The sequence below is a fragment of the Solibacillus sp. FSL K6-4121 genome, assembly GCF_038002585.1.
GTDB classification, from domain to species: Bacteria; Bacillota; Bacilli; order Bacillales_A; family Planococcaceae; genus Solibacillus; species Solibacillus faecavium.
The window spans coordinates 559,329-577,964 of record NZ_JBBOCS010000002.1; the positions used below are offsets into that span (position 1 = coordinate 559,329).

Consider the following 18,636-nt stretch of genomic DNA (forward strand, 5'->3'; position numbering starts at 1 on the left):
ATGATGAGAGATGAAAAAGATCAAGCCAATAATGCATCAGAAGCAAATAGCCGAATTACTAGGAGTTTCATTTCAACAAATAGATGATTTGTTACATGATTCCAATCGTTATCATTCATTTTCTATCGGGAAAAAGCAGGCAGGTCGTCGGACTATTTATGCGCCAAACGAACAACTAAAGTTTGTTCAGCAACAACTGTTAATTGCGCTTGAACAATATCCGATTCATCGACAAGCGTTTGGCTTTATGAAGGGAAAAGACTTTGTATCAAATGCCGCATTGCATGTAGGGAAAAAATATATTTTTACATTTGATCTTGAAAATTTCTTTCCATCAATTAAGCGAAAAACAGTAAAATCGTATTTCCATTCGCAGCTGCGCATAGTCAATTATACAGCTGAAATTTTAACGGAACTTATTTGTCATCCAGACGGCTTTCTGCCACAAGGGGCACCGACGTCTCCAGTTATGACAAATTTGATTTTGTATCATTTTGATCAGAAAATGGAAGGTCTTGCTAAAAAATATCATTGTACGTATAGCCGCTATGCAGACGATTTAACGTTCTCAACGAATGAGGATCAGTTTCCAACGGCGATTGCTAAGCAAATCAGTGATTCGCGCTGGGAGGTCAATCCTTCCATTGTAGACTTTTTAAAGGTTTACGGCTTAAAGGTGCATCCTCAAAAGATTCATATGCAGCAACCGAATATGAAAAAGGTTGTTACGGGAGTCGTAGTTAATGAAAAATTAAATGTGAATCGCAGCTATATTAAGCAGGTGCGCGCGGCTATCTATAATTTGAAAACGAAAAAGGCATACAAGCAAGAAATTTGTAAGGTGCTTGGTCGACCAGAGAAGCATTGGCACTGGATGAAACGTGAAGAGATCATTCAGGCTTTCCGCGTGCTTCGTGGACAAATTGAACATATAGGAAATATTCGAGGGAAAGCCGACACATATTATATACAGCTGTTAAAACAGCATCGGGCATTAATGGAAATTTATCGCTATAGAAAATTAATTTAAAGCAAATAATTGAATAGTGGATATCGAGAATAGCCAACAGTTTGCTTTACAGACTGTTGGCTCGTTTCAATTTGTAGGCTTTTTTACTGAAGAATGTCATAGCTGCTTCGTTTTCACTTTAGAAATTCCGTAATTAATTTTTTTATTTGATGATTTATAGAATAGAAAAATAGTAATATTAACCCATACAATGAACCTATAGCAGGAAAAAATGTTATTATATAACCAATATGCCAAATGATGAATTTTGAATTCCAAAGCTACAGTGGAAAAGGAGTTTTAGTATGCACGATGTTAAACTGGATGATGAAATTTTCAACCCCAAAAATCATTATAAACCTACACTTCACTTAGCAGATCGTTATCGTGAACGAATGATCGAAAACAGTTCGAAGGTAGTTGCGAAACATATTATGAATGCGACAGATGAAGAAATCGGTCATAGAGCCAATTATATGTTATTGTTTTCAATCTACGGTCGACCAGGAGAAACGCCGAACACAGAAGTTCGCTATTATTTCAACTGGGAAATCATTATCGACACAAAGAAAAAGACTATTATTACTTTGTATGAAGATAAAAAGAAACGTCCGTTACCAGCGCACCTATTTGGCGACTCAAAACAGCGCAAAGCTATTTATAAGCTTTGGTTTTTGAAAAAATTTGAAACGAATAGTAAGGATGAAGATGAAAAGTCATCGTTCTAAATCTCATAAATGTAGTGGTGCAGCTCCAGACAAGCAATCTCAACATGGCTTAGCATATGCATGATGTATCTTCATTGCTAATAGCGCGTCAACAAAGGCAACCGTCAAGCCTTGCCCCAATTTATAGCCGATTATTTTATGCAGAATCTTGATTTATAAGAAATACCATTTCAATGAAAACATTTTAATAGAATCCAACTATACCCCACTTGAAAGGTGTCGAATGAAATGAATCCTCGTAAACAGCCTTGCCCTTGTGGCTCTGGTCTTGAATATCGAAAGTGCTGTGAAAAAAAAGACAAAAAAACTGGCCGACCAGCTACACGTACTTTCACTAATAATCAAATAATGGAAAAAGTTAAGCAAATAAATGAAATTGTACTCCACCTTTGTTTAGCTAAAATTGATGATACGCTTGAACAGCTTATTGATAATCTTGATGAAGAAGTGCAACGCCTCGTTCAAGATGTATTGATGAATGATGGGAAGCAAGCACTGATGCGCATTTTACAAACTGTGCCAGATGCGATGGCTAGTAAAAAAATTCAATATTTATACATGAATGAACTTCCTAAAGTCATTACAAATATGTTGATCGAAATGTTGCATACAGCAAATGATACGAAAAGAGAACGTTATGAAAAGGGACAACCAGCGATTCGTATAGACTTCGCCCACGTTACAGCGGAGGAAGACTTTACAATACAAGATGGCTGCGTCACGTATGTTGGAAATGATGTATTTGTAAATATTCCAGAAACAGTGCGCGGTGAAACCGTAATTGGTATTGCAGAACAAGGATTTGTTAATAAAAGTGAGATACAAGCTTTAAAACTTCCATCGACCTTGAAGCATATTTCAGATCGAGCATTTGTTGATTGTACCAGCTTGTATTTTATTGAATGGAATGAAGGGCTTGTTCATATCGGCAAGCATGCGTTTAACGGGTGTATTAAGCTTATCTCGGCTATTTTGCCACAGTCAGTTCAAGTAATTGATAGTTATGCATTCAATGAATGTAAAAACCTTGTACGAGTTGATTTCCCTGAAACGATGGAGCATATTGGTACATTTGCATTTTCTGAAACAGCATTATGCTATGTTGTGTTACCTAAAGGGCTAACGTTTCTATCGAATGCGGTCTTTTCTGATTGTCAACAATTAGAGTTTGTTCGTATACCTGAAGGAGTTGAAGAACTTTATATGAATTGCTTTGCTGGCTGTACATCGTTACGTCATATTGTACTACCGACTACTGTAACAACTATTCAGGCTATGGCATTTGTGAATTGTTATCAGGTGAAGCAGCTTATGTTACCAAGTAAATTAAAGGAAATTCATCCGAGTGCATTTAATGGGGTGAGTGAGAACGTAGCGATATATTCAACATTTTCTCCAAAAGCATCTCTTCCTGTAGCAAACGTGCTGCTGATGCCACAGCAAGATGATTTCAAAGTAAAAGCATTGCAATATTTCTTCGCATCCAAAAACTGGAATGAATTAACCCGCGAGGAATATGAGCAAAAGCAGGCGCAATTATTACGCGATGTTGAAAATATGTATGAAATAATTTTAGGATTGCGCGAGCCTAAGGGACCATCGATTAATGCACAATACATGCGTCTAATGGATGAAGGGGTTGCCCTTAAACGTAACGGCCGTTATGAGCAGGCGAAGGAAACGTATATACAAGCAATTCGCCTAATTCCAGAGCGTTCGGTAGCGTATTACAATTTAGGTAAAGTGCTCTATATTTTAGGTGACTATAATGCCGCTGTAAAAGCATATCGCACTGCACTTGAGCGCGAGCATGAAGTTGAAGAAACAATGTACCATTTAGGACACGCACTATTAGACCGTGAAGTTAGCTCAAATGAGAAACATATCGTTACACATTACTTACAGCGCGTAGATCCTGCGATGAAACGACAATTTAAACAACCTACTAAGGCTGAAATTGAACACTACGATAAAAAATGTGTAGAAGCGGCAAGTCATTATATAAATTCGCTTGTGTAGGTGATATCGATGAAAATAACAAAAGATTTTTTCAAGCATGTTCCACGCGAAAAGCAGCAGGCTGTTTTAGACCGCCTGCAAAGCTTTTCTGAGCAAATTATTGCAGCAAATGTGTTTCATTCCATCCCAAAAGGGTTTTGGATTCGAAAAGTAGCAGGCACAAATATTTATAAGTTTCGCGTTAATAGTGGTGACCGTATTTTATTTACGTTTGACGACGATCGAACTGTAACGTTTTTAAGCTTCGAAACGCATGATAATCAAATTCGAGCAGCTAAAAATGTAACAGCATTTCAGCAAGTAACGGACTTCCAAATTTATTTAGGACAGTATGAAAATGATATGGTCGATGAGGCGATTGATGATTACGTAAAATATGAATTAGCTAGTAAGCTGATGCAAATTGAGCAAGATGAAGTATTAGAAGATGAGTATATTTCGTTAGTAATTGAAGATGAGCAGCTACGAAAGCAGCAGGCAGTTTTTACACGCGAACAGTTTGAATGCTTGAACGTTCTCGCAGACAACACAATAATATTAGGCTGTGCGGGCAGTGGCAAAACAAATATAGCCCTTCGTAAAATTGCCATGCTAGCACCCTATGAGCCAACCGATTACGTTACGCATTCACAATATTTAATGAACGATGTGAAGCAATATTATAAAGCGAATACATCTGATCATCAAGTGCGCTTTTATTCACTAGCCGCCTATTTTGCGGAAGCCTTACAGCAATCTTACATTGTAATTTATGAAGAAGATTTTTATCGTTGGTATAAGACAAGCAACTTTCATCAGCTAACTTCCTTGTTGCCGGAAGAAGTGCACGCGGAAATTTATAGTGTCATAAAAGGGTCGATGGTCGAGAAAATAGTATCAGAGCAGCAGTATATGCAACGTAAAAGTAATTTAACGACTGCGTTAAAGCGTGAAATTTATTTTATCGCATGTCAATACGAGCGCTGGCTTTCGCAAAATAAATATGTCGATCTTAATGATTTAGCCTATTTCGTATTAGAGAGAAAAGTGACGATTAAGCGTTATCTAATTGTTGACGAAATACAGGAGCTTACGCTGAAGCAGCTGACAGCACTTTTACAGCTTTTAGCCCAGCGCAAAGCATTATTTTTAGGCGATACAGAGCAAGCATTAACCAATCATTTATTTACAACGGATAGTGTAACAACACAACTTACGAATAATAATAAGCATTTTGTATTACGTCAAATGAATAAAAATTTCCGCTCAGGTGATCAAATTATTGATGTTTTAAATAATGTAAAGACACTAATACCACAGCCTAGTATTGCACATGAGATTGCGGTTCGACAATCAGATAAGCCTAAGCTTTTTGTAGGGAGTTTGGATGAGACTATGTTCGAAACGATTTCGAATGACCCGGAGGCGATTATCATTGTGCCTACATTCGAGGACAAGGAGCAATTTTTATCATTAGGCATTCAACGTGTATTTACAGTGAAGGAAGTACAAGGCTTACAATACAAACGTGTTTATTGCTATAACTTACTTCGTTTCGTTAGTGATTCTCAAATGCGAAGCACACCATTTCATCATCTTTTCTTTCACAGTTTATACGTGGCTGCTTCTCGCGCGGTATTCGAGCTCGTATTTATTGAAGAGGAATATAATACGCAGCTACTTAAGCCTGAACTATTAATGCCCACTCAAACATTGCAATCTCTTGATCAGACTGTGCAACATTTAGAGCAATGGCTTGAAGAAGGGCAAAAATTAGAGCGTCTCGGAAAGTTTGTACAAGCAATAGATGCTTATAAGAAGGCCAATGATTCTAAGGCAGTTGAACGCTGCAAAGCTATGGTTGATCGCCAATTAAATTATAATCATACTCAAAACTATAGGACGGTAATTAAGTTTGACTTTGTTGTAGATTGTGCTGAAAAAATTGAGCAAGTGCTTCAACAATTTGCACAATTAGGAGTGCAATTAAAAGGGGCAACTCAATCATTCCATCGCTTAGAAAACGGGCAAATTGAATTCGAAAATTTATATATATCAAGTACGATGAAAGCAGCACAAATCAGTGACAAGCTTTTTGCATTACACAATTTGTCAGATGTGAATCGCCAGTCATTGGTTTTATGTGGTGTCTTGTATGAACAGGATGAACCTATCTCAATCGCTACAAAATGGAATTTACAAAATGCATATGATTATGGGCTTTGTTGTACTTTTACCGCAGACGGAACAGTACAAATCGAGCCACGGCATATGCCTGCTGAAACAAACCTTGTTCGTCTGAAAAAAAGTATATATGAGAAGGACCCATTATTTAATGGACTTTATGAAAAAACAAAGCTCATCCAACTGATTGAAACATCTCAAAAAAATCAATCAGCTGATGACATTTTAGACGATATTTTTTCATAAGGAAAAGTACCAGGTACAAAAACAATTCATAAAATACGCCTTTCTCAATGGCTGAGAAAGGCGTATTTTTATGAATTGTAGTAAATAGTGTGAGTACCTGGCACTTAAATCTTTGGTCTATTTACAGCATTCTTCTCGATCATTTTAACGAAATCAATTAAACAAGTGAAGCATAGATAAAACGATACCTGTAGGTCGATTAAACGATCTACAGGTATTTTTAATAAAGTGATATAACGTTTCAGGTATAGAAACTGTTATCTTTGTTTTATAAATGAATTATTATAATTTGAGATGAATTACTGGAACTACGGATGAAGCTTAAACTGCAATTCATTTAAATGGCAATTTACGTCTTGAGAATGGTTTTGGGTTTTGATAGAAATTATGCACCGCCGCGCCAAAGCTCATATAACCTTCATCCACTTCTAATTCATCGTACGCTTCTTCAATTGTATCGATTGTGTATGTCATTAAGTAGCCCTCCTAATTATAAAGTAGGTATGTCCATCACTTGCGTAAATAAATGCCATGTTTGTTGCAGTTTATTTTTTTGTGGTACGTAAATAATCGTTGCGTCGCGACCGCGTGTTAGTAGGACACGGTATGCATTAAGCTTCATTTGTAGTGGATCTTTTGCGCCATTTTTCGTATAAAAGGCGCGCCACTTTGAACCGTCCCAGCATAAATCCTCATCCCAATGAACGATCGCTGTATCCAGCTCAAGTCCTTGTGTTTGGAATTCTGTAGCAGCGTACTGTAGGTTTTTACAGTAATAAGCGCTATTTGGGTAATTGAAATAAGCAGTAGTAGGTTTTGGTGGTACGTTACGTCCACCAAATGGTACAACCTCTACATTTTTTAAACGGTCTGCACCAGAGGCACATAAAAAGCCATACGTTTTAAAATCATCGGTATATAAATTTTGTAGTTGTTCTGTTGCACGCTGCAAGTCGTTTGTTACGAAAATAGGGTAACGTTGCTCTTCAAGGGGTTGCTTTAACAATTGAGCACTTTCAATATCTCCATCAAGCAAAGCATTCACAAACGCATAGTATTTTAGGGCGGCATGTGAACGCAAGGAACAATTTAAATGTAAGTGTTCATGTTGTTCATAATGTTCAGCATTACTGAATAAATGGTGTTCATGTTTCGCATGAACAGTAATTCCTTGATTTTTAATCGCCGTATTCCATAAACCTAATCCACTTTCCTCACCTAAATGAATCTCCTGACCATCACCAATTAATCCAATGATCATACTCCAAGGCTTATTCGCTTTAGCTATTTGAATAATGACGTCGGGTTCGCTTAAATGGCCATTCATTTTTTGTGAGTCCCAGGCACGTTGAGCTTCGTCGAAAATGATAATTTGCTCATGAGGTGTTTTACCATGCTGTAAATAATCACGCTTATACCCATATAGCGATTGAACAAATGTTTTATTGTTGAGGGTATCTTGTAATACTTCTACTAACGGGCCATTTCCTGATAGATAAACTGAATTTGGTGTGTTATGTGCGATCTTTAGTCCTAAAAAGGTTTTTCCAGCACCAGGCTCACCTGAAACTAAAATGAGATGGTGTGAATTTGTTTGGCGCGCTTCTTCAATAACATATTGAATGGTGTTATAGACATTCTCAAAATTACTGCTATCAATAGCTTTAATACGCGGCAAATTTTCATTGTTTAAAATAGCCCGGGCAGCCTCCAGCATAGAAGGAGAGGGTTGATATGTACCTGCTAAAAATTGATCTGCGGTAATTATATTGCTTGTACTTCGTTTAATAAGTCCATTAATTAATTTATGGAGACTATTTTGAGACGCTAAGTACACTTGGAATTCATTCTTCGGCACCAATGCATCACTGGTATGGTTAGTAAGTAGTAATACACCAGTTACCTTCAGAGAATGTTGCAGGACTGTCGAATGATAATGCTCGATATCACGTACATAAAGTGAAGTTTGTAAGTATTCTGCAGTACTAACAGCGTTATAGCTTTTGCACTCAATGACAAGTACATGGCCAGGAAGTAACAACAGTACATCCGGACGACGCCCGCTTCCGCGCAAAATTGTGTACTCGAAAATAAGCCAGCCATCAAGATCGTTGTAGTTTTCTAAAATTAATTGCAGCTTTTCGAAGCAGTCTTTCCATGCTCTTTGCTGTGATTGTATTTTTTCTTGTTCATCTTGCCATTGTTGTGAATTGAGTGAACCGTATACAGAAGAAGTTAATGTTTGAAGGAAATCATGTAATGAGAGTTGTAGAAATTCTTTGATTGTACCTTTCCAGCCATAGTTCATTGTGTTCACCATCCTGTTAATAGAATAATACGATAGAAATTAATTTGATTTCCTATTTAATTATACTTGAAATAAATGTATTTTAAATATAAAGACCTATTAAGTATATAAATTGGGAGGTATGAATTGCATAAAAAAATGAGTTCTAAAATTTAAAATTAAAGGTAAATGTATGCCATCATAGTATAATTGAATTAATAATATGGATTCATAATATTAGGGAGGCAATTCTATGACAATGACACGTCCGTTAGCAATAAATGAAGTTATAAATAACCAGCAACTTTGTGAGGTATTTTTATGTGCACCACAGGGAGGAATGCGTAAGTCAAATCGTACGAATACGTTGACGCTTATTTCGGATAAGACAAAGCTTTATGATGATAAGGTTGTGGGGGATATTTATCACTACACGGGTATGGGCCAGAGTGGTGATCAGAAAATGAGCGGTCAAAATTTAACATTAGCTGAATCAGACAATAATGGAGTCGAGGTTCATTTTTTTGAGGTAATAAAGCCAAGAGAATATACATATCGAGGACAGGTAGAGCTTGCAGGTGAGCCTTATCAGGGGCAGCAAAAGGATCAAGATGGAAGAGAGCGCCTTGTATGGATTTTCCCTCTGCGGTTAAAGGATAGTAAAGCAAAATTTACAAAACTAACATCAGCTATGAATGATAAACAGGAGTTGCAGGAAGAATTTAAAGAAATTGTGGAAGTTGATAACCTACCAATACCTCAAACTGAAAAAGAACGCTTAATTAAAGGGCGAATAGGTCAGGGGAAGTTTAAAGAATTTCTTATCGAGCGTGAATGTAAATGTGCATTATGCGGTGTTACAAATCCACGAGTTTTGATTGCAAGTCATATTAAACCATGGAGTGTTTCTACAAATGAAGAACGCCTTGATGTGAATAATGGGCTATTACTATGTCCAAATCATGATGCATTGTTTGATAAATATTTAATTTCGTTTGATTTACAAGGAAAGATTGTAATATCACAAACATTAGATGAAACAGCTCGAATGTTTTTGAATGTTCATAATGGGTTGCGAGTAAAGTTGAATGATATGCAATTGGGTTATATGAAGGAGCATTATCAAAAATTTAATTTAATCAATGATAAAATATAGAATGAATTCTTTATGGGTGGGAGAAGGAAAATATAACGAAACTTAAAAATATAGTAAGTAAGGGGAAAAGATAATGCCTTGTAAAAGTTGTGTAGTTTTGGAATTACAGTTTGACATTTTGTTAAAGGAATCAAAAAATTTATCGATGATACCTATATTAGTCAACCACTTTCAAAGAAGAGATCTAATGATTAAAGTCATAGATGATAATCAGGTACTCATTAATGAATCAGGTGTAAGAGAACTTTTAGATTTTAGTGAACACTTTATGGATATAGAGAATCTCTATTTCCGTTTTGAGGAGAATGACTGGAAACCTATCAAGGAAATAGAAAACATTTTAGACATGAAGTGGATTGATGAGGTTATACATAGAAAATCCATTGTTAGCTATTCGCAACCTATTGTCAATTCAAATGAGGAAATTTACGCCTATGAGGTGTTATCTCGATTTACACGTGAAGATGGAAGCCTTATATATCCAAATGAAGTTTTTGCTGCTGCCAAAAGTCGTGGACGTTTATATGCTTTGGATCGCTTATGTCGAATGGCCGCTGTTAGCTACTCAGCGATTTTGAATAAAAAGACATTTATCAATTTTATCCCTACTTCAATCTACTCACCTGAGTTTTGCTTACAGTCAACGGTTAAACTAGCTAATACATTAGGAATTGATCCGAATCAACTTGTATTTGAAGTGGTTGAATCGGAGCAAGTAGATGACATAGAACATTTAAAGTCTATTTTAAATTACTATAAAGAAAAAGGTTTCCAATATGCTTTAGATGATGTCGGTGAAGGTTACAGCACATTGGAAATGCTAAAAGATATTCAACCTCATTATATGAAATTGGATATGAAGTATGTACAAGGTGTAAGTGCCGATCACGAAAAACAAAAAATTGCTCAAATGTTTTTAGAAAAAGCAATTGAAGTTAGCGCAACACCATTAGCAGAGGGAATTGAAAGCAGAGAAGATTTTGAATGGTTAAAGCAATGTGGTTATCAACTTTTCCAAGGCTACCTATTTGGAAAACCTAGCATTGAGCCTAAAAGATAGATAGTGGAATTGATAGAATAAACGGCATGAAGTGCCAGGTTACCTAGGTATGAAAGTATTCAAAACTCTGTCATACACAAAGCTATTTAATTTTTGTTGGAGACGAGACAAGAGAATGTATCGGCGGGGATTTACTACTGGAACGCACATCTCCCAATCCATTAGTAGAGCCACATTTATTAGGATTTACTTTCTAGATAACTTTTAATGAGATTATCGAGATAACAAAAGTAGTTGAGCAAATCTATAGTGAGTTGTAAGAGTAACAAAAGGATTAGGGGAATACCTCTATCACGAGAGATGTTCCTCATTCTTTTAAGTTTGTATTTAAAGTATGGACAAAAGTAGTTAACTTACGAAAGGTCATCCAAGCTGTATTTTTTATTTAAAATAAAAAAAGAAATTGAATTATGCTTGATGTAAAGGAGAATCAACTGGGTTGATTGAGAAAGAGATATTAAATGAAGACTTATTTATCGATAAGGGTACTGGATATGCGGTATTTAATAGTAAGGTTAATCCAACTAAAAGGTATTTTTTAGAGAAGCGATGGAAGAATGAAGGGGAAGTATTAGCAATAATAATGACAAATCCTAGCAACGCAAATGCCCTTGGTAGCGATAAGACTGTTGAGTTTTTGATGGAGTATGCGAGCTTTAATGATTTTGCAGCTTTACATGTAATAAATATTATTCCAATCATCAATGGATATAGCGCAAAAGTTAGTAAAATAGAAAAAGAAGTACTTGAAAAGAATGTTGTGGAGAAAAAATCCATCCACTACATTAAAACAACAATTGAAAATGCAGATAAAATAATTCTTGGGTGGGGAGATTTAGGACATAAATATTTCAAATATCTAATTAAAGAGGAGGAAGAATTAATAGCGACTTTTAGGAATAAAATGGATGTGACATTTGCTTTTGGATTTGGAGCAAAAGATAATTTTCCAAAGCATCCTAGACCTAATAATGCTGAAAAGTATGTATTTCAAAAAGATAGTAAAGTTTATAATGTAAAAGGAAAGATGGAAAAGTGGTTAGGGATTAAGAAGAAGTAGTAGTTGATGAGTATGTTTGAAAAAATTGCTTATTTAAAGTACGAAATTAGTGAGAGCTAATTTCTATAAACCTTTGCTATTAATTAATACATTCGGAATCCGTACCATTCACCTCTTAGTGAGTTACCAAAAGAGAAACTAAGTAGTACGAGAGTGGGTGTAAGAATGGATGAATTAGTACTTATAGAAGACCTTATAGAAGTAAAGCAAAATATGATTCAATTCAATAAAGATATAAAAGAAAATGAAGAATTGAGAAGAAGATTCTTTTCTCACTTTAGACAATGGTATTACATCAAAGAGTTAGACATGTTTGCTCCCAGTAAATATATTGGGTATAAAAATATGAATGTTTTAAAGTATAACAATAAGGATGGTACTGGTGCAGATGGAAGGAAAACTGAAGCTGTATTGAGAAATTGGTTTGAGAAAAAGGATATACCAGAACTATTAGAAGAATTGCAAGAGAGAATGAATGGGTATGGAAAAGTTAAAATAAATTCAGAGATACATATTTTGAAAGAGGAAATTAAACAAATTGAATATGAACTAGCATTAAATAAAAAAAGCAATAGTGAAGGAATACCTGCAATTAGACTTTTACCGATGTCTGCAGATGATCCAGAGTTTGGTGAGAAAACAATAGAGGACGTACAAGAATGGTTTACTAATGAACTTCCATATAGAGTATATAATTTCAAAAGAGGAATGGGTACTCCTCCAGGGACTTTAGTATTATTTCAGTATAAAGGCCGTGTAATAGCTTCAGCTATTCTTGAAGAAAAAATATTGTATAAAGAGAGAACAGAAAGAGGATATAGTGGAGCATACAATTTTGTTCCTTCATCCATAGCTATATTTACACCAATTAAACCTAATGAACTAAAAAGTGTTTGGGATAAATTTAAAGGGTTTAATCAATCCTCTCAAAATTTGGATATTAATCAGTTCAATTCTTTTAGTAATCTTTTATTAAACAAAAATTTTAGATATGTTCTTGAAGAAAATCGAGATGAAGAATATTTTCAAGAAGAAATTGAGAGAACAGAAATTGATTCCTCTATTTTAGTTGAAGATATACCTAGAGAACCAATAATAGGTAAATACAATCATTCTCTAACAATCAAATGGAAGAGAAACCATGTTACCTCTAAAAAGGCTATTGTTTTGGCTGGCTTTAAGTGTGAGTATGATAATTCCCATATGTTTTTTAAATCATCTACATCAGGTGAAAATTATGTAGAAGCACATCATTTAATTCCAATGGAATTTCAAAAGCAATTCGAAAATAGTTTAGATGTTGAAGCGAATATTATTTCTCTATGTGCTTTATGCCACAAAAAAGTACATCACTCAACAATGGAAGAAAAGAAACCAATACTTAAAAAATTATTTTTAGAAAGAAGAAATAGGCTAGAAAAGTGCGAAATAAGTATTGAGCTATTAGATTTAATAACTATGTATAAATAAAACCTACTTTTAGAGCCTTTTTAAAGCAAAGAGAGTTCAAAAATATGTTGAACAAACGCTTTGCGCCAGGACTTAATCAACACGAATTTTATGGAACTGTAAAGGGATATTTCAGTAAGTTGTTAATTCGTTAATTGATAAATTAAAGAAAAGAAATAAGAAAAAGCCTTCCGCAATGATTCTGATGGAAGGCGTACTTTTTACCTCCTTATAAATCCAATTTAGATTCAAAAATTCGTTTCAATTAATATTCATTAACATCGCCATGTTTTCCAAAGTTTTTTAAAAATGGAACTGTTCATAGTATTTCGCTAATCATTTAGTTTCAGCATAAAGTGCAAGTGGAAGTTGTATATCATTTGAAAATTTAATGAGTTCGTTGATAATATTGGAGGTTGAACCTTTAATCTTTGAATGTAACTGTGCAATTTGAATAACTTCTTCACTTTTTCAATTCATGGATAGTAAGCTCAGCAAATAAACCCTTGGTGGTTACAGAGAACTATCAATGGCTACAAAATGTATATGAATCATTTTTGAGTAGCTAAGGGTAACCGATGATATAATTAGGAAAAATCAGGAGGTTATTCAAATGGAATACAATGATATTTTAAAACAATATGAACACGATAAAGATATTAAAGCTGCTTTTAACAGGGGATATAACCATGGTAAAAAAGAAGCGAATTGGACAAAAAAGAGAAATGACAACCTTGAATCTACTTTGAAAGCTTTTATAGGGTATGAAAATGAATGGTTAATGACTAATCCAGCCTACAAAAAATTAAATAATAGTGATTTAATACAAACTGTTAAAGAACAAAGACAATTATTAAAATGGTTATTTGATAATTTAGATGAAAATAAAAAACTGGAGTTAAAAGTAAAAGTAGATGATATTATCTGGAACGAGGAATATACAGTCATTTTAGATTCAATAAAAGAAATAAAATTAGATTAATTTCCTATAATTTTAACTTTAGTGTTGCCGTGCCACAAATACGATTATGAACTATATTTAATAATGAAAAAGAATGAGCAAAAGCGTGAACTAAAGAGTAGAAGTACTCCAGTATATTTAATAGAACCCCTTTATTGAATTAAAGGGGTTCCCATTCCACTCAAATAATATCCAAAGTAGTCAATTTCTCACTGATGCTTCTGTATAACTTCAATTATCTCCGCTCCAAAAGAATTGATTTTCATTTCACCAAGTCCGTTAACTGATTTTAATTCGTCTAGACTTCTTGGTTGCTTTTCTAATAAATCTTCTAATGTTTTATTAGTAAAGATGTGAAATGCTTTCATGTTTTTTTCCGTGGCTAATTTCATACGGAACTTTTTTAATGCTTCTTCTAATTCTGTATGATTTGGTTTGACGGGTGTAATGGTTACGTTACTTTCACTTTGATTATTTATTGTTTCTTCTAAAAGTTTGATCTCCACTGTGTCCATTTCTTCATCAGTATTTGAATATTTAAAATGCGAGGCTTTAATATATTCGCTCATTTCTCTCATGCGGTTATCCATAAAGTGAACGGGAGAAGGGTTTTTTAGTTCTCCTTTTATAAACTCAACTAAGCCGTCTACGCGCAGTATTTTATCCTTTACATGTTTACTAGCTTTTTTTGAATTAATTACGGTTCTGTTATTTGTAAAAACAACGACACTTTTAATGGGTGTTCGACTAACTGCCCCCATGTCCTTCATATACGATTCAAATATTTCGACTTGTCTTCCCACTTGGCGAACGGGACTATAGAATCCCTCCTGAAATGCTAATTTGTTACCTTTATAAGCTTGTCGAATAAATTCATCTTTCTCATTGACTAAAATATTGCCGTAGTAATTTTTCACTTCAATTATCAATAGAAACTTCCTTGTAAGAACTACAAAGTCAATTTGAGCTTTTAAATCATTATGAAAGACTCGAACATCGTGCAGTATATGTAATGGTAAAAACGAATTTTGTAATTCAAAAAGGACACTGTTTTCACCTTTTAACCCTAATTCTATTAGCTTTATTTTTTCATTAAGGGATTTTTGTGTATTCAAATCTTGTGTATGTTCTAGTTCTTTTTTATATTGTTCAATTAGCTGAACACTTTCTGTCGATTCTTTGACAAGGATAGATGTTTTTAATTTTTCTTTGTCCGTTAAAGCATTTGCCATTCTTTTAAGAAAGCCAACCTGTTTGAATTCCATGTAATTTAAACCTCCGATTTATGTTATCGTAAAATGTATATTATTTACATTTTATCACAAATATTCAATATAGATTAGATTGCAAAGAAATCTACATTAAATGTTGAGGTTTTCTTTGTGTGGTAACAAACGGTGATCAAGCATATGCTGTCGTTTTAGTAGACAAACAGAAAAACCAGTCACCGGCAAACAACCGGAAACTGGTTTTTCTTCTTATTTAATTGTATCTAATAATTAAACCGTCTTTTTAATCTGCAACGCCATTGCTGCACCAAAGAACTCATAGTGAATTTTATCAGCCGGTACACCTAGCTCGACCAAATATTGAATCACAGTTTCCATGAATGCAGTTGGGCCACATACATACACATCCATACCTGGTACGAGGAATTCCTCGATTTGGGCTTTTGTTACATAGCCGTCCAGATCAGAATAAACTGCTTTGTATTTACCGTCTGTAGCTGCTACATTTTGTTCGATTGTTTCTTTAAATGCTGCTACATTTTCGTTGCGGGCACATTGGATGAATGATGCTTGGCGGCTTTCCATTGTTTTAAGCATGCCTTGTAGTGGTGTTACACCAACACCGCCGCTAATGAATAGAACAGGGCTATCATTTTGTACTAATGTGAATACACCTGCTGGAGCACTAACATCTACTTTCGTGCCGATTTCTGCGTTATGCAGGAAGTTTGAAACAATGCCGTTTGGTGTTACATCGTCTTCACGTTTAACAGAAATGCGGAAATAGTCATCCGTTCCGTCTGTAATTGTGTATTGACGGTTCATTAAGAACTCTTCACCTGGTACTTGTGTACGCAATGTAATGAATTGACCAGCTTTAAATGCAGGTAATTTCGCTCCATCTGCAGGTTTTAAATAGAATGATTTTACTGCTTCGCTTTCTTCAACCACTTCTTCAATCGTAAATTCCTTGAATGCGCGCCAGCCTCCAGCATTTTCTGCTGCTTTGTATAAATCTTCTTCCACTGAAATAAATACATCCGCAATGACGCCGTAAGCTTTACCCCAAGCATCGATAATTTCATCAGTAGCTGCGTCTCCAAGTACTTCTTTAATCGCTGCTAATAAATATTGTCCTACAATCGGATAATGCTCTGGTAAAATACCTAAACTTACATGCTTATGCGCAATTTGAACAACAGCCGGAACGATTGCCTCCAGTTTGTCGATATGAACTGCTGCTGCATACACTGTGTTTGCTAAAGCCGTTTGCTGACGGTCTTTCTTTTGGTTTGTATGATTAAAGATGTTTAATAGTGCCGGATTATCTTTAAAAAGGTTTGAATAGAAAGTTTTTGTAATAGCTAGTCCGTGTACTTCTAATACCGGTACCGTAGCTTTAATTGTATCAATTGTTTGTTGTGCTAACATACATTGCACGTCCCCTCAAAGTTGGTTAGATTATTTCTTGCACACTCAATATACTGCTCAGTAAAATTTAAAGCAATATCAAAAATACATCTTTAACAAATCTGTCACAAAGATATATCAAAAATACATCTTTTAAAATTAAGTCGTTCTAGTCGACCAAACCTTAGAAAATGTTATACTGAAAGGGAAGAAAGATGGTGAACAGCGTGCGCTTAACAGTATATACAGATTATTCTTTACGTACGCTCATGTATTTAGGTGTACGTGGTAGAGAACATTTAGTAACAATCCAGGAAATCGCAAATGCGTATCAAATTTCCAAAAATCATTTAATGAAAGTTACTTATGATTTAGGACAGCATGGATATATTGAAACAATCCGTGGACGCGGAGGCGGGATTCGTCTGGCACTAGATCCAACACAAATTAATATCGGTGAGGTAGTCCGTAAAACGGAAGAGGATTTTCACATAGTTGAGTGTTTTAATCCTGAAAGCAATCTTTGTAAAATATCACCCGAGTGCAGGCTAAAATTTGCATTGGCTGAAGCATTAAAAGCTTATTTAGCTGTACTTGATTCCTATACATTGGCAGATGTTCTCGTATCGACAGACATTTTAAGTGAATTATTTGGTATAAACGAAACTAGTAAATAACTGTTTACTAGTTTTTTAATATAAAAAAACAATGGTAAAAAGGGGAAATTATGAGAAAAACAATCTTTATTACGGGTGCTACAAGCGGCATCGGACGGATTACAACGGAAATGCTTGTAAAGGCGGGGCATACAGTTTATGCAACAGGACGAAATGAAAGTGCATTAAACTATTTAAAAAGTATTGGTGCTATTGCCATTAAAGCGGATTTACGGGTAACTTCTGATATAGAGGATGTCGTATCTCAATTACCGCCAATTGATGTCGCGATATTAAATGCGGGACTCGGCTATTTTGAGAGCGCGGTAAATTTATCCGATCAGGAAATCGACACAATGTTGGATGTAAATGTTCGTGCGCCGATTTATTTAACGAAAAGGCTGGCTCCTGCCATGATTGCAAAAAATGGTGGTCATTTTATTTTCGTTGGCTCACAAGCAGGGAAGGTCGCAACAAAAAAAGCGAGTGTATATGCAGCGAGTAAACATGCCATAACAGGTTTTGTAAACGGTCTTCGAATGGAACTCAGCGATTACAATATCTTTGTAACAGGAATTTATCCTGGTCCCATCGATACACCCTTTATTAAAAAAGCGGATGCATCAAACGCTTACCGTGAAGCTATCGGAAAGTTTTTAATCCAACCGGAAAAAGTTGCGACCGAAGTAGTACGTGCTATTGAAAAGAAGCCACGTGAAGTGAATTTACCTCGTATTATGAGTGTGACAAGTAAACTATATGCAGTCGCACCTGTACTCGTCGAATTTTTAGGAAAAGGATTCTTTAATAAGAAATAGGGAAGTTATTGAGGAACATATTATATATAGATTTCATGGTATAACGGATTAACCTATATTATAAAACAGATAGTATATGAATTGATTGGAGTGTAGGGGCGACTCCAACGGGAATAACGTGAGCCTGAGACTACAGGCTCAGGCCACGCCTGTGGAAAGCGTCCCCGTAACGGAAATCTATTCTGGTAGAGCAGAAAAACCAATTTTTTCACAGAGAAAATTGGTTTTTCATTTTCTAGCCAATTTTTAAATCCATGCAAATATTAGCATTTTTATGCAAAAACGAGTAAGTACTGAAACCATCAAAATAAATGTTTTTAGATAGTACAAAAAACTCTAAAATTTTATATAAATGCAGTTGCGTTTATTTTTATAACATGGTACT

Annotated in this window: 15 protein-coding genes; 11 read left to right on the top strand and 4 right to left on the bottom strand. The window is 35.0% G+C overall.

Translation table 11 applies throughout. The annotated features are described in order from the left end of the window. Window positions 1-10: 10 nt before the first annotated feature. The 4 genes from MHH95_RS12270 (at window position 11) to MHH95_RS12285 (ending at window position 6,165) form a co-directional block, all read left to right on the top strand. Window positions 11-1,030 (top strand): reverse transcriptase domain-containing protein, encoded by a 1,020-nt coding sequence (locus tag MHH95_RS12270; RefSeq protein ID WP_340727802.1) that lies wholly within the window; start codon window positions 11-13, stop codon window positions 1,028-1,030. A gap of 284 nt (window positions 1,031-1,314) precedes the next feature. After that, on the top strand, window positions 1,315-1,737 hold the full coding sequence (locus tag MHH95_RS12275; protein WP_340727803.1) for a hypothetical protein: 423 nt from the start codon (window positions 1,315-1,317) through the stop codon (window positions 1,735-1,737). A gap of 228 nt (window positions 1,738-1,965) precedes the next feature. After that, complete coding sequence (locus tag MHH95_RS12280; protein WP_340727804.1) at window positions 1,966-3,756, top strand: leucine-rich repeat protein; 1,791 nt, start codon at window positions 1,966-1,968, stop codon at window positions 3,754-3,756. A 9-nt stretch (window positions 3,757-3,765) separates the two neighbouring features. Further along, window positions 3,766-6,165, top strand: a complete 2,400-nt coding sequence (locus MHH95_RS12285) for an AAA family ATPase (RefSeq protein ID WP_340727805.1) — start codon at window positions 3,766-3,768, stop codon at window positions 6,163-6,165. A 333-nt stretch (window positions 6,166-6,498) separates the two neighbouring features. Here MHH95_RS12285 and MHH95_RS12290 read toward each other — a convergent pair whose 3' ends face one another. Continuing rightward, entirely contained in the window at window positions 6,499-6,639 is a 141-nt protein-coding gene (locus tag MHH95_RS12290) for a hypothetical protein (protein WP_340727806.1), read from the bottom strand. A 16-nt stretch (window positions 6,640-6,655) separates the two neighbouring features. Further along, window positions 6,656-8,473: a DNA/RNA helicase domain-containing protein gene (locus tag MHH95_RS12295; RefSeq protein ID WP_340727807.1), complete on the bottom strand. Its 1,818-nt coding sequence runs from the start codon at window positions 8,471-8,473 to the stop codon at window positions 6,656-6,658. A gap of 232 nt (window positions 8,474-8,705) precedes the next feature. Between MHH95_RS12295 and MHH95_RS12300 the strand changes: the two genes are divergently transcribed. The 5 genes from MHH95_RS12300 to MHH95_RS12320 all read left to right on the top strand — a co-directional run bounded on the left by MHH95_RS12300 (window position 8,706) and on the right by MHH95_RS12320 (window position 14,159). Continuing rightward, window positions 8,706-9,608 carry an HNH endonuclease gene (locus MHH95_RS12300; protein WP_340727808.1) on the top strand — a complete coding sequence of 301 codons (903 nt, stop codon included), beginning with the start codon at window positions 8,706-8,708 and terminating at the stop codon, window positions 9,606-9,608. Window positions 9,609-9,795: 187 nt separating this feature from the next. After that, on the top strand, window positions 9,796-10,668 hold the full coding sequence (locus MHH95_RS12305) for an EAL domain-containing protein (protein WP_340727810.1): 873 nt from the start codon (window positions 9,796-9,798) through the stop codon (window positions 10,666-10,668). A 439-nt stretch (window positions 10,669-11,107) separates the two neighbouring features. Then, complete coding sequence (locus MHH95_RS12310) at window positions 11,108-11,728, top strand: DUF1643 domain-containing protein (RefSeq protein ID WP_340727811.1); 621 nt, start codon at window positions 11,108-11,110, stop codon at window positions 11,726-11,728. Window positions 11,729-11,893: 165 nt separating this feature from the next. Beyond that, window positions 11,894-13,198, top strand: a complete 1,305-nt coding sequence (locus MHH95_RS12315) for an HNH endonuclease (RefSeq protein WP_340727812.1) — start codon at window positions 11,894-11,896, stop codon at window positions 13,196-13,198. Window positions 13,199-13,790: 592 nt separating this feature from the next. Then, window positions 13,791-14,159 carry a hypothetical protein gene (locus MHH95_RS12320; protein ID WP_340727813.1) on the top strand — a complete coding sequence of 123 codons (369 nt, stop codon included), beginning with the start codon at window positions 13,791-13,793 and terminating at the stop codon, window positions 14,157-14,159. A gap of 188 nt (window positions 14,160-14,347) precedes the next feature. Here MHH95_RS12320 and MHH95_RS12325 read toward each other — a convergent pair whose 3' ends face one another. Both MHH95_RS12325 and hmpA read right to left on the bottom strand, forming a co-directional pair. Then, a complete protein-coding gene (locus MHH95_RS12325) occupies window positions 14,348-15,403 on the bottom strand; it encodes an NERD domain-containing protein (protein ID WP_340727814.1) in 1,056 nt (351 codons plus the stop codon). 234 nt (window positions 15,404-15,637) lie between these two features. Further along, the gene (hmpA, locus tag MHH95_RS12330; protein ID WP_340727815.1) at window positions 15,638-16,798 is read right to left on the bottom strand and encodes an NO-inducible flavohemoprotein; all 1,161 of its coding nucleotides are present in this window, start codon (window positions 16,796-16,798) and stop codon (window positions 15,638-15,640) included. A 206-nt stretch (window positions 16,799-17,004) separates the two neighbouring features. On the opposite strand from hmpA, the gene MHH95_RS12335 reads away from it, so the two are divergent. Then, window positions 17,005-17,454 carry an RrF2 family transcriptional regulator gene (locus MHH95_RS12335; protein ID WP_340727816.1) on the top strand — a complete coding sequence of 150 codons (450 nt, stop codon included), beginning with the start codon at window positions 17,005-17,007 and terminating at the stop codon, window positions 17,452-17,454. 50 nt (window positions 17,455-17,504) lie between these two features. Then, on the top strand, window positions 17,505-18,251 hold the full coding sequence (locus tag MHH95_RS12340; protein WP_340727817.1) for an SDR family NAD(P)-dependent oxidoreductase: 747 nt from the start codon (window positions 17,505-17,507) through the stop codon (window positions 18,249-18,251). Window positions 18,252-18,636: the final 385 nt, after the last annotated feature.

What these genes read in the sequence shown, in the direction of transcription:
- MHH95_RS12325 (WP_340727814.1), bottom strand. Translation starts at nt 15,403, where the DNA reads ATGGAATTCAAACAGGTTGGCTTTCTTAAAAGAATGGCAAATGCTTTA.
- MHH95_RS12275 (WP_340727803.1), top strand. Translation starts at nt 1,315, where the DNA reads ATGCACGATGTTAAACTGGATGATGAAATTTTCAACCCCAAAAATCAT.
- MHH95_RS12315 (WP_340727812.1), top strand. Translation starts at nt 11,894, where the DNA reads ATGGATGAATTAGTACTTATAGAAGACCTTATAGAAGTAAAGCAAAAT.
- MHH95_RS12280 (WP_340727804.1), top strand. Translation starts at nt 1,966, where the DNA reads ATGAATCCTCGTAAACAGCCTTGCCCTTGTGGCTCTGGTCTTGAATAT.
- MHH95_RS12300 (WP_340727808.1), top strand. Translation starts at nt 8,706, where the DNA reads ATGACAATGACACGTCCGTTAGCAATAAATGAAGTTATAAATAACCAG.
- MHH95_RS12340 (WP_340727817.1), top strand. Translation starts at nt 17,505, where the DNA reads ATGAGAAAAACAATCTTTATTACGGGTGCTACAAGCGGCATCGGACGG.
- MHH95_RS12290 (WP_340727806.1), bottom strand. Translation starts at nt 6,639, where the DNA reads ATGACATACACAATCGATACAATTGAAGAAGCGTACGATGAATTAGAA.
- MHH95_RS12305 (WP_340727810.1), top strand. Translation starts at nt 9,796, where the DNA reads ATGATTAAAGTCATAGATGATAATCAGGTACTCATTAATGAATCAGGT.
- MHH95_RS12295 (WP_340727807.1), bottom strand. Translation starts at nt 8,473, where the DNA reads ATGAACTATGGCTGGAAAGGTACAATCAAAGAATTTCTACAACTCTCA.
- MHH95_RS12320 (WP_340727813.1), top strand. Translation starts at nt 13,791, where the DNA reads ATGGAATACAATGATATTTTAAAACAATATGAACACGATAAAGATATT.
- MHH95_RS12270 (WP_340727802.1), top strand. Translation starts at nt 11, where the DNA reads ATGAAAAAGATCAAGCCAATAATGCATCAGAAGCAAATAGCCGAATTA.
- hmpA (WP_340727815.1), bottom strand. Translation starts at nt 16,798, where the DNA reads ATGTTAGCACAACAAACAATTGATACAATTAAAGCTACGGTACCGGTA.
- MHH95_RS12285 (WP_340727805.1), top strand. Translation starts at nt 3,766, where the DNA reads ATGAAAATAACAAAAGATTTTTTCAAGCATGTTCCACGCGAAAAGCAG.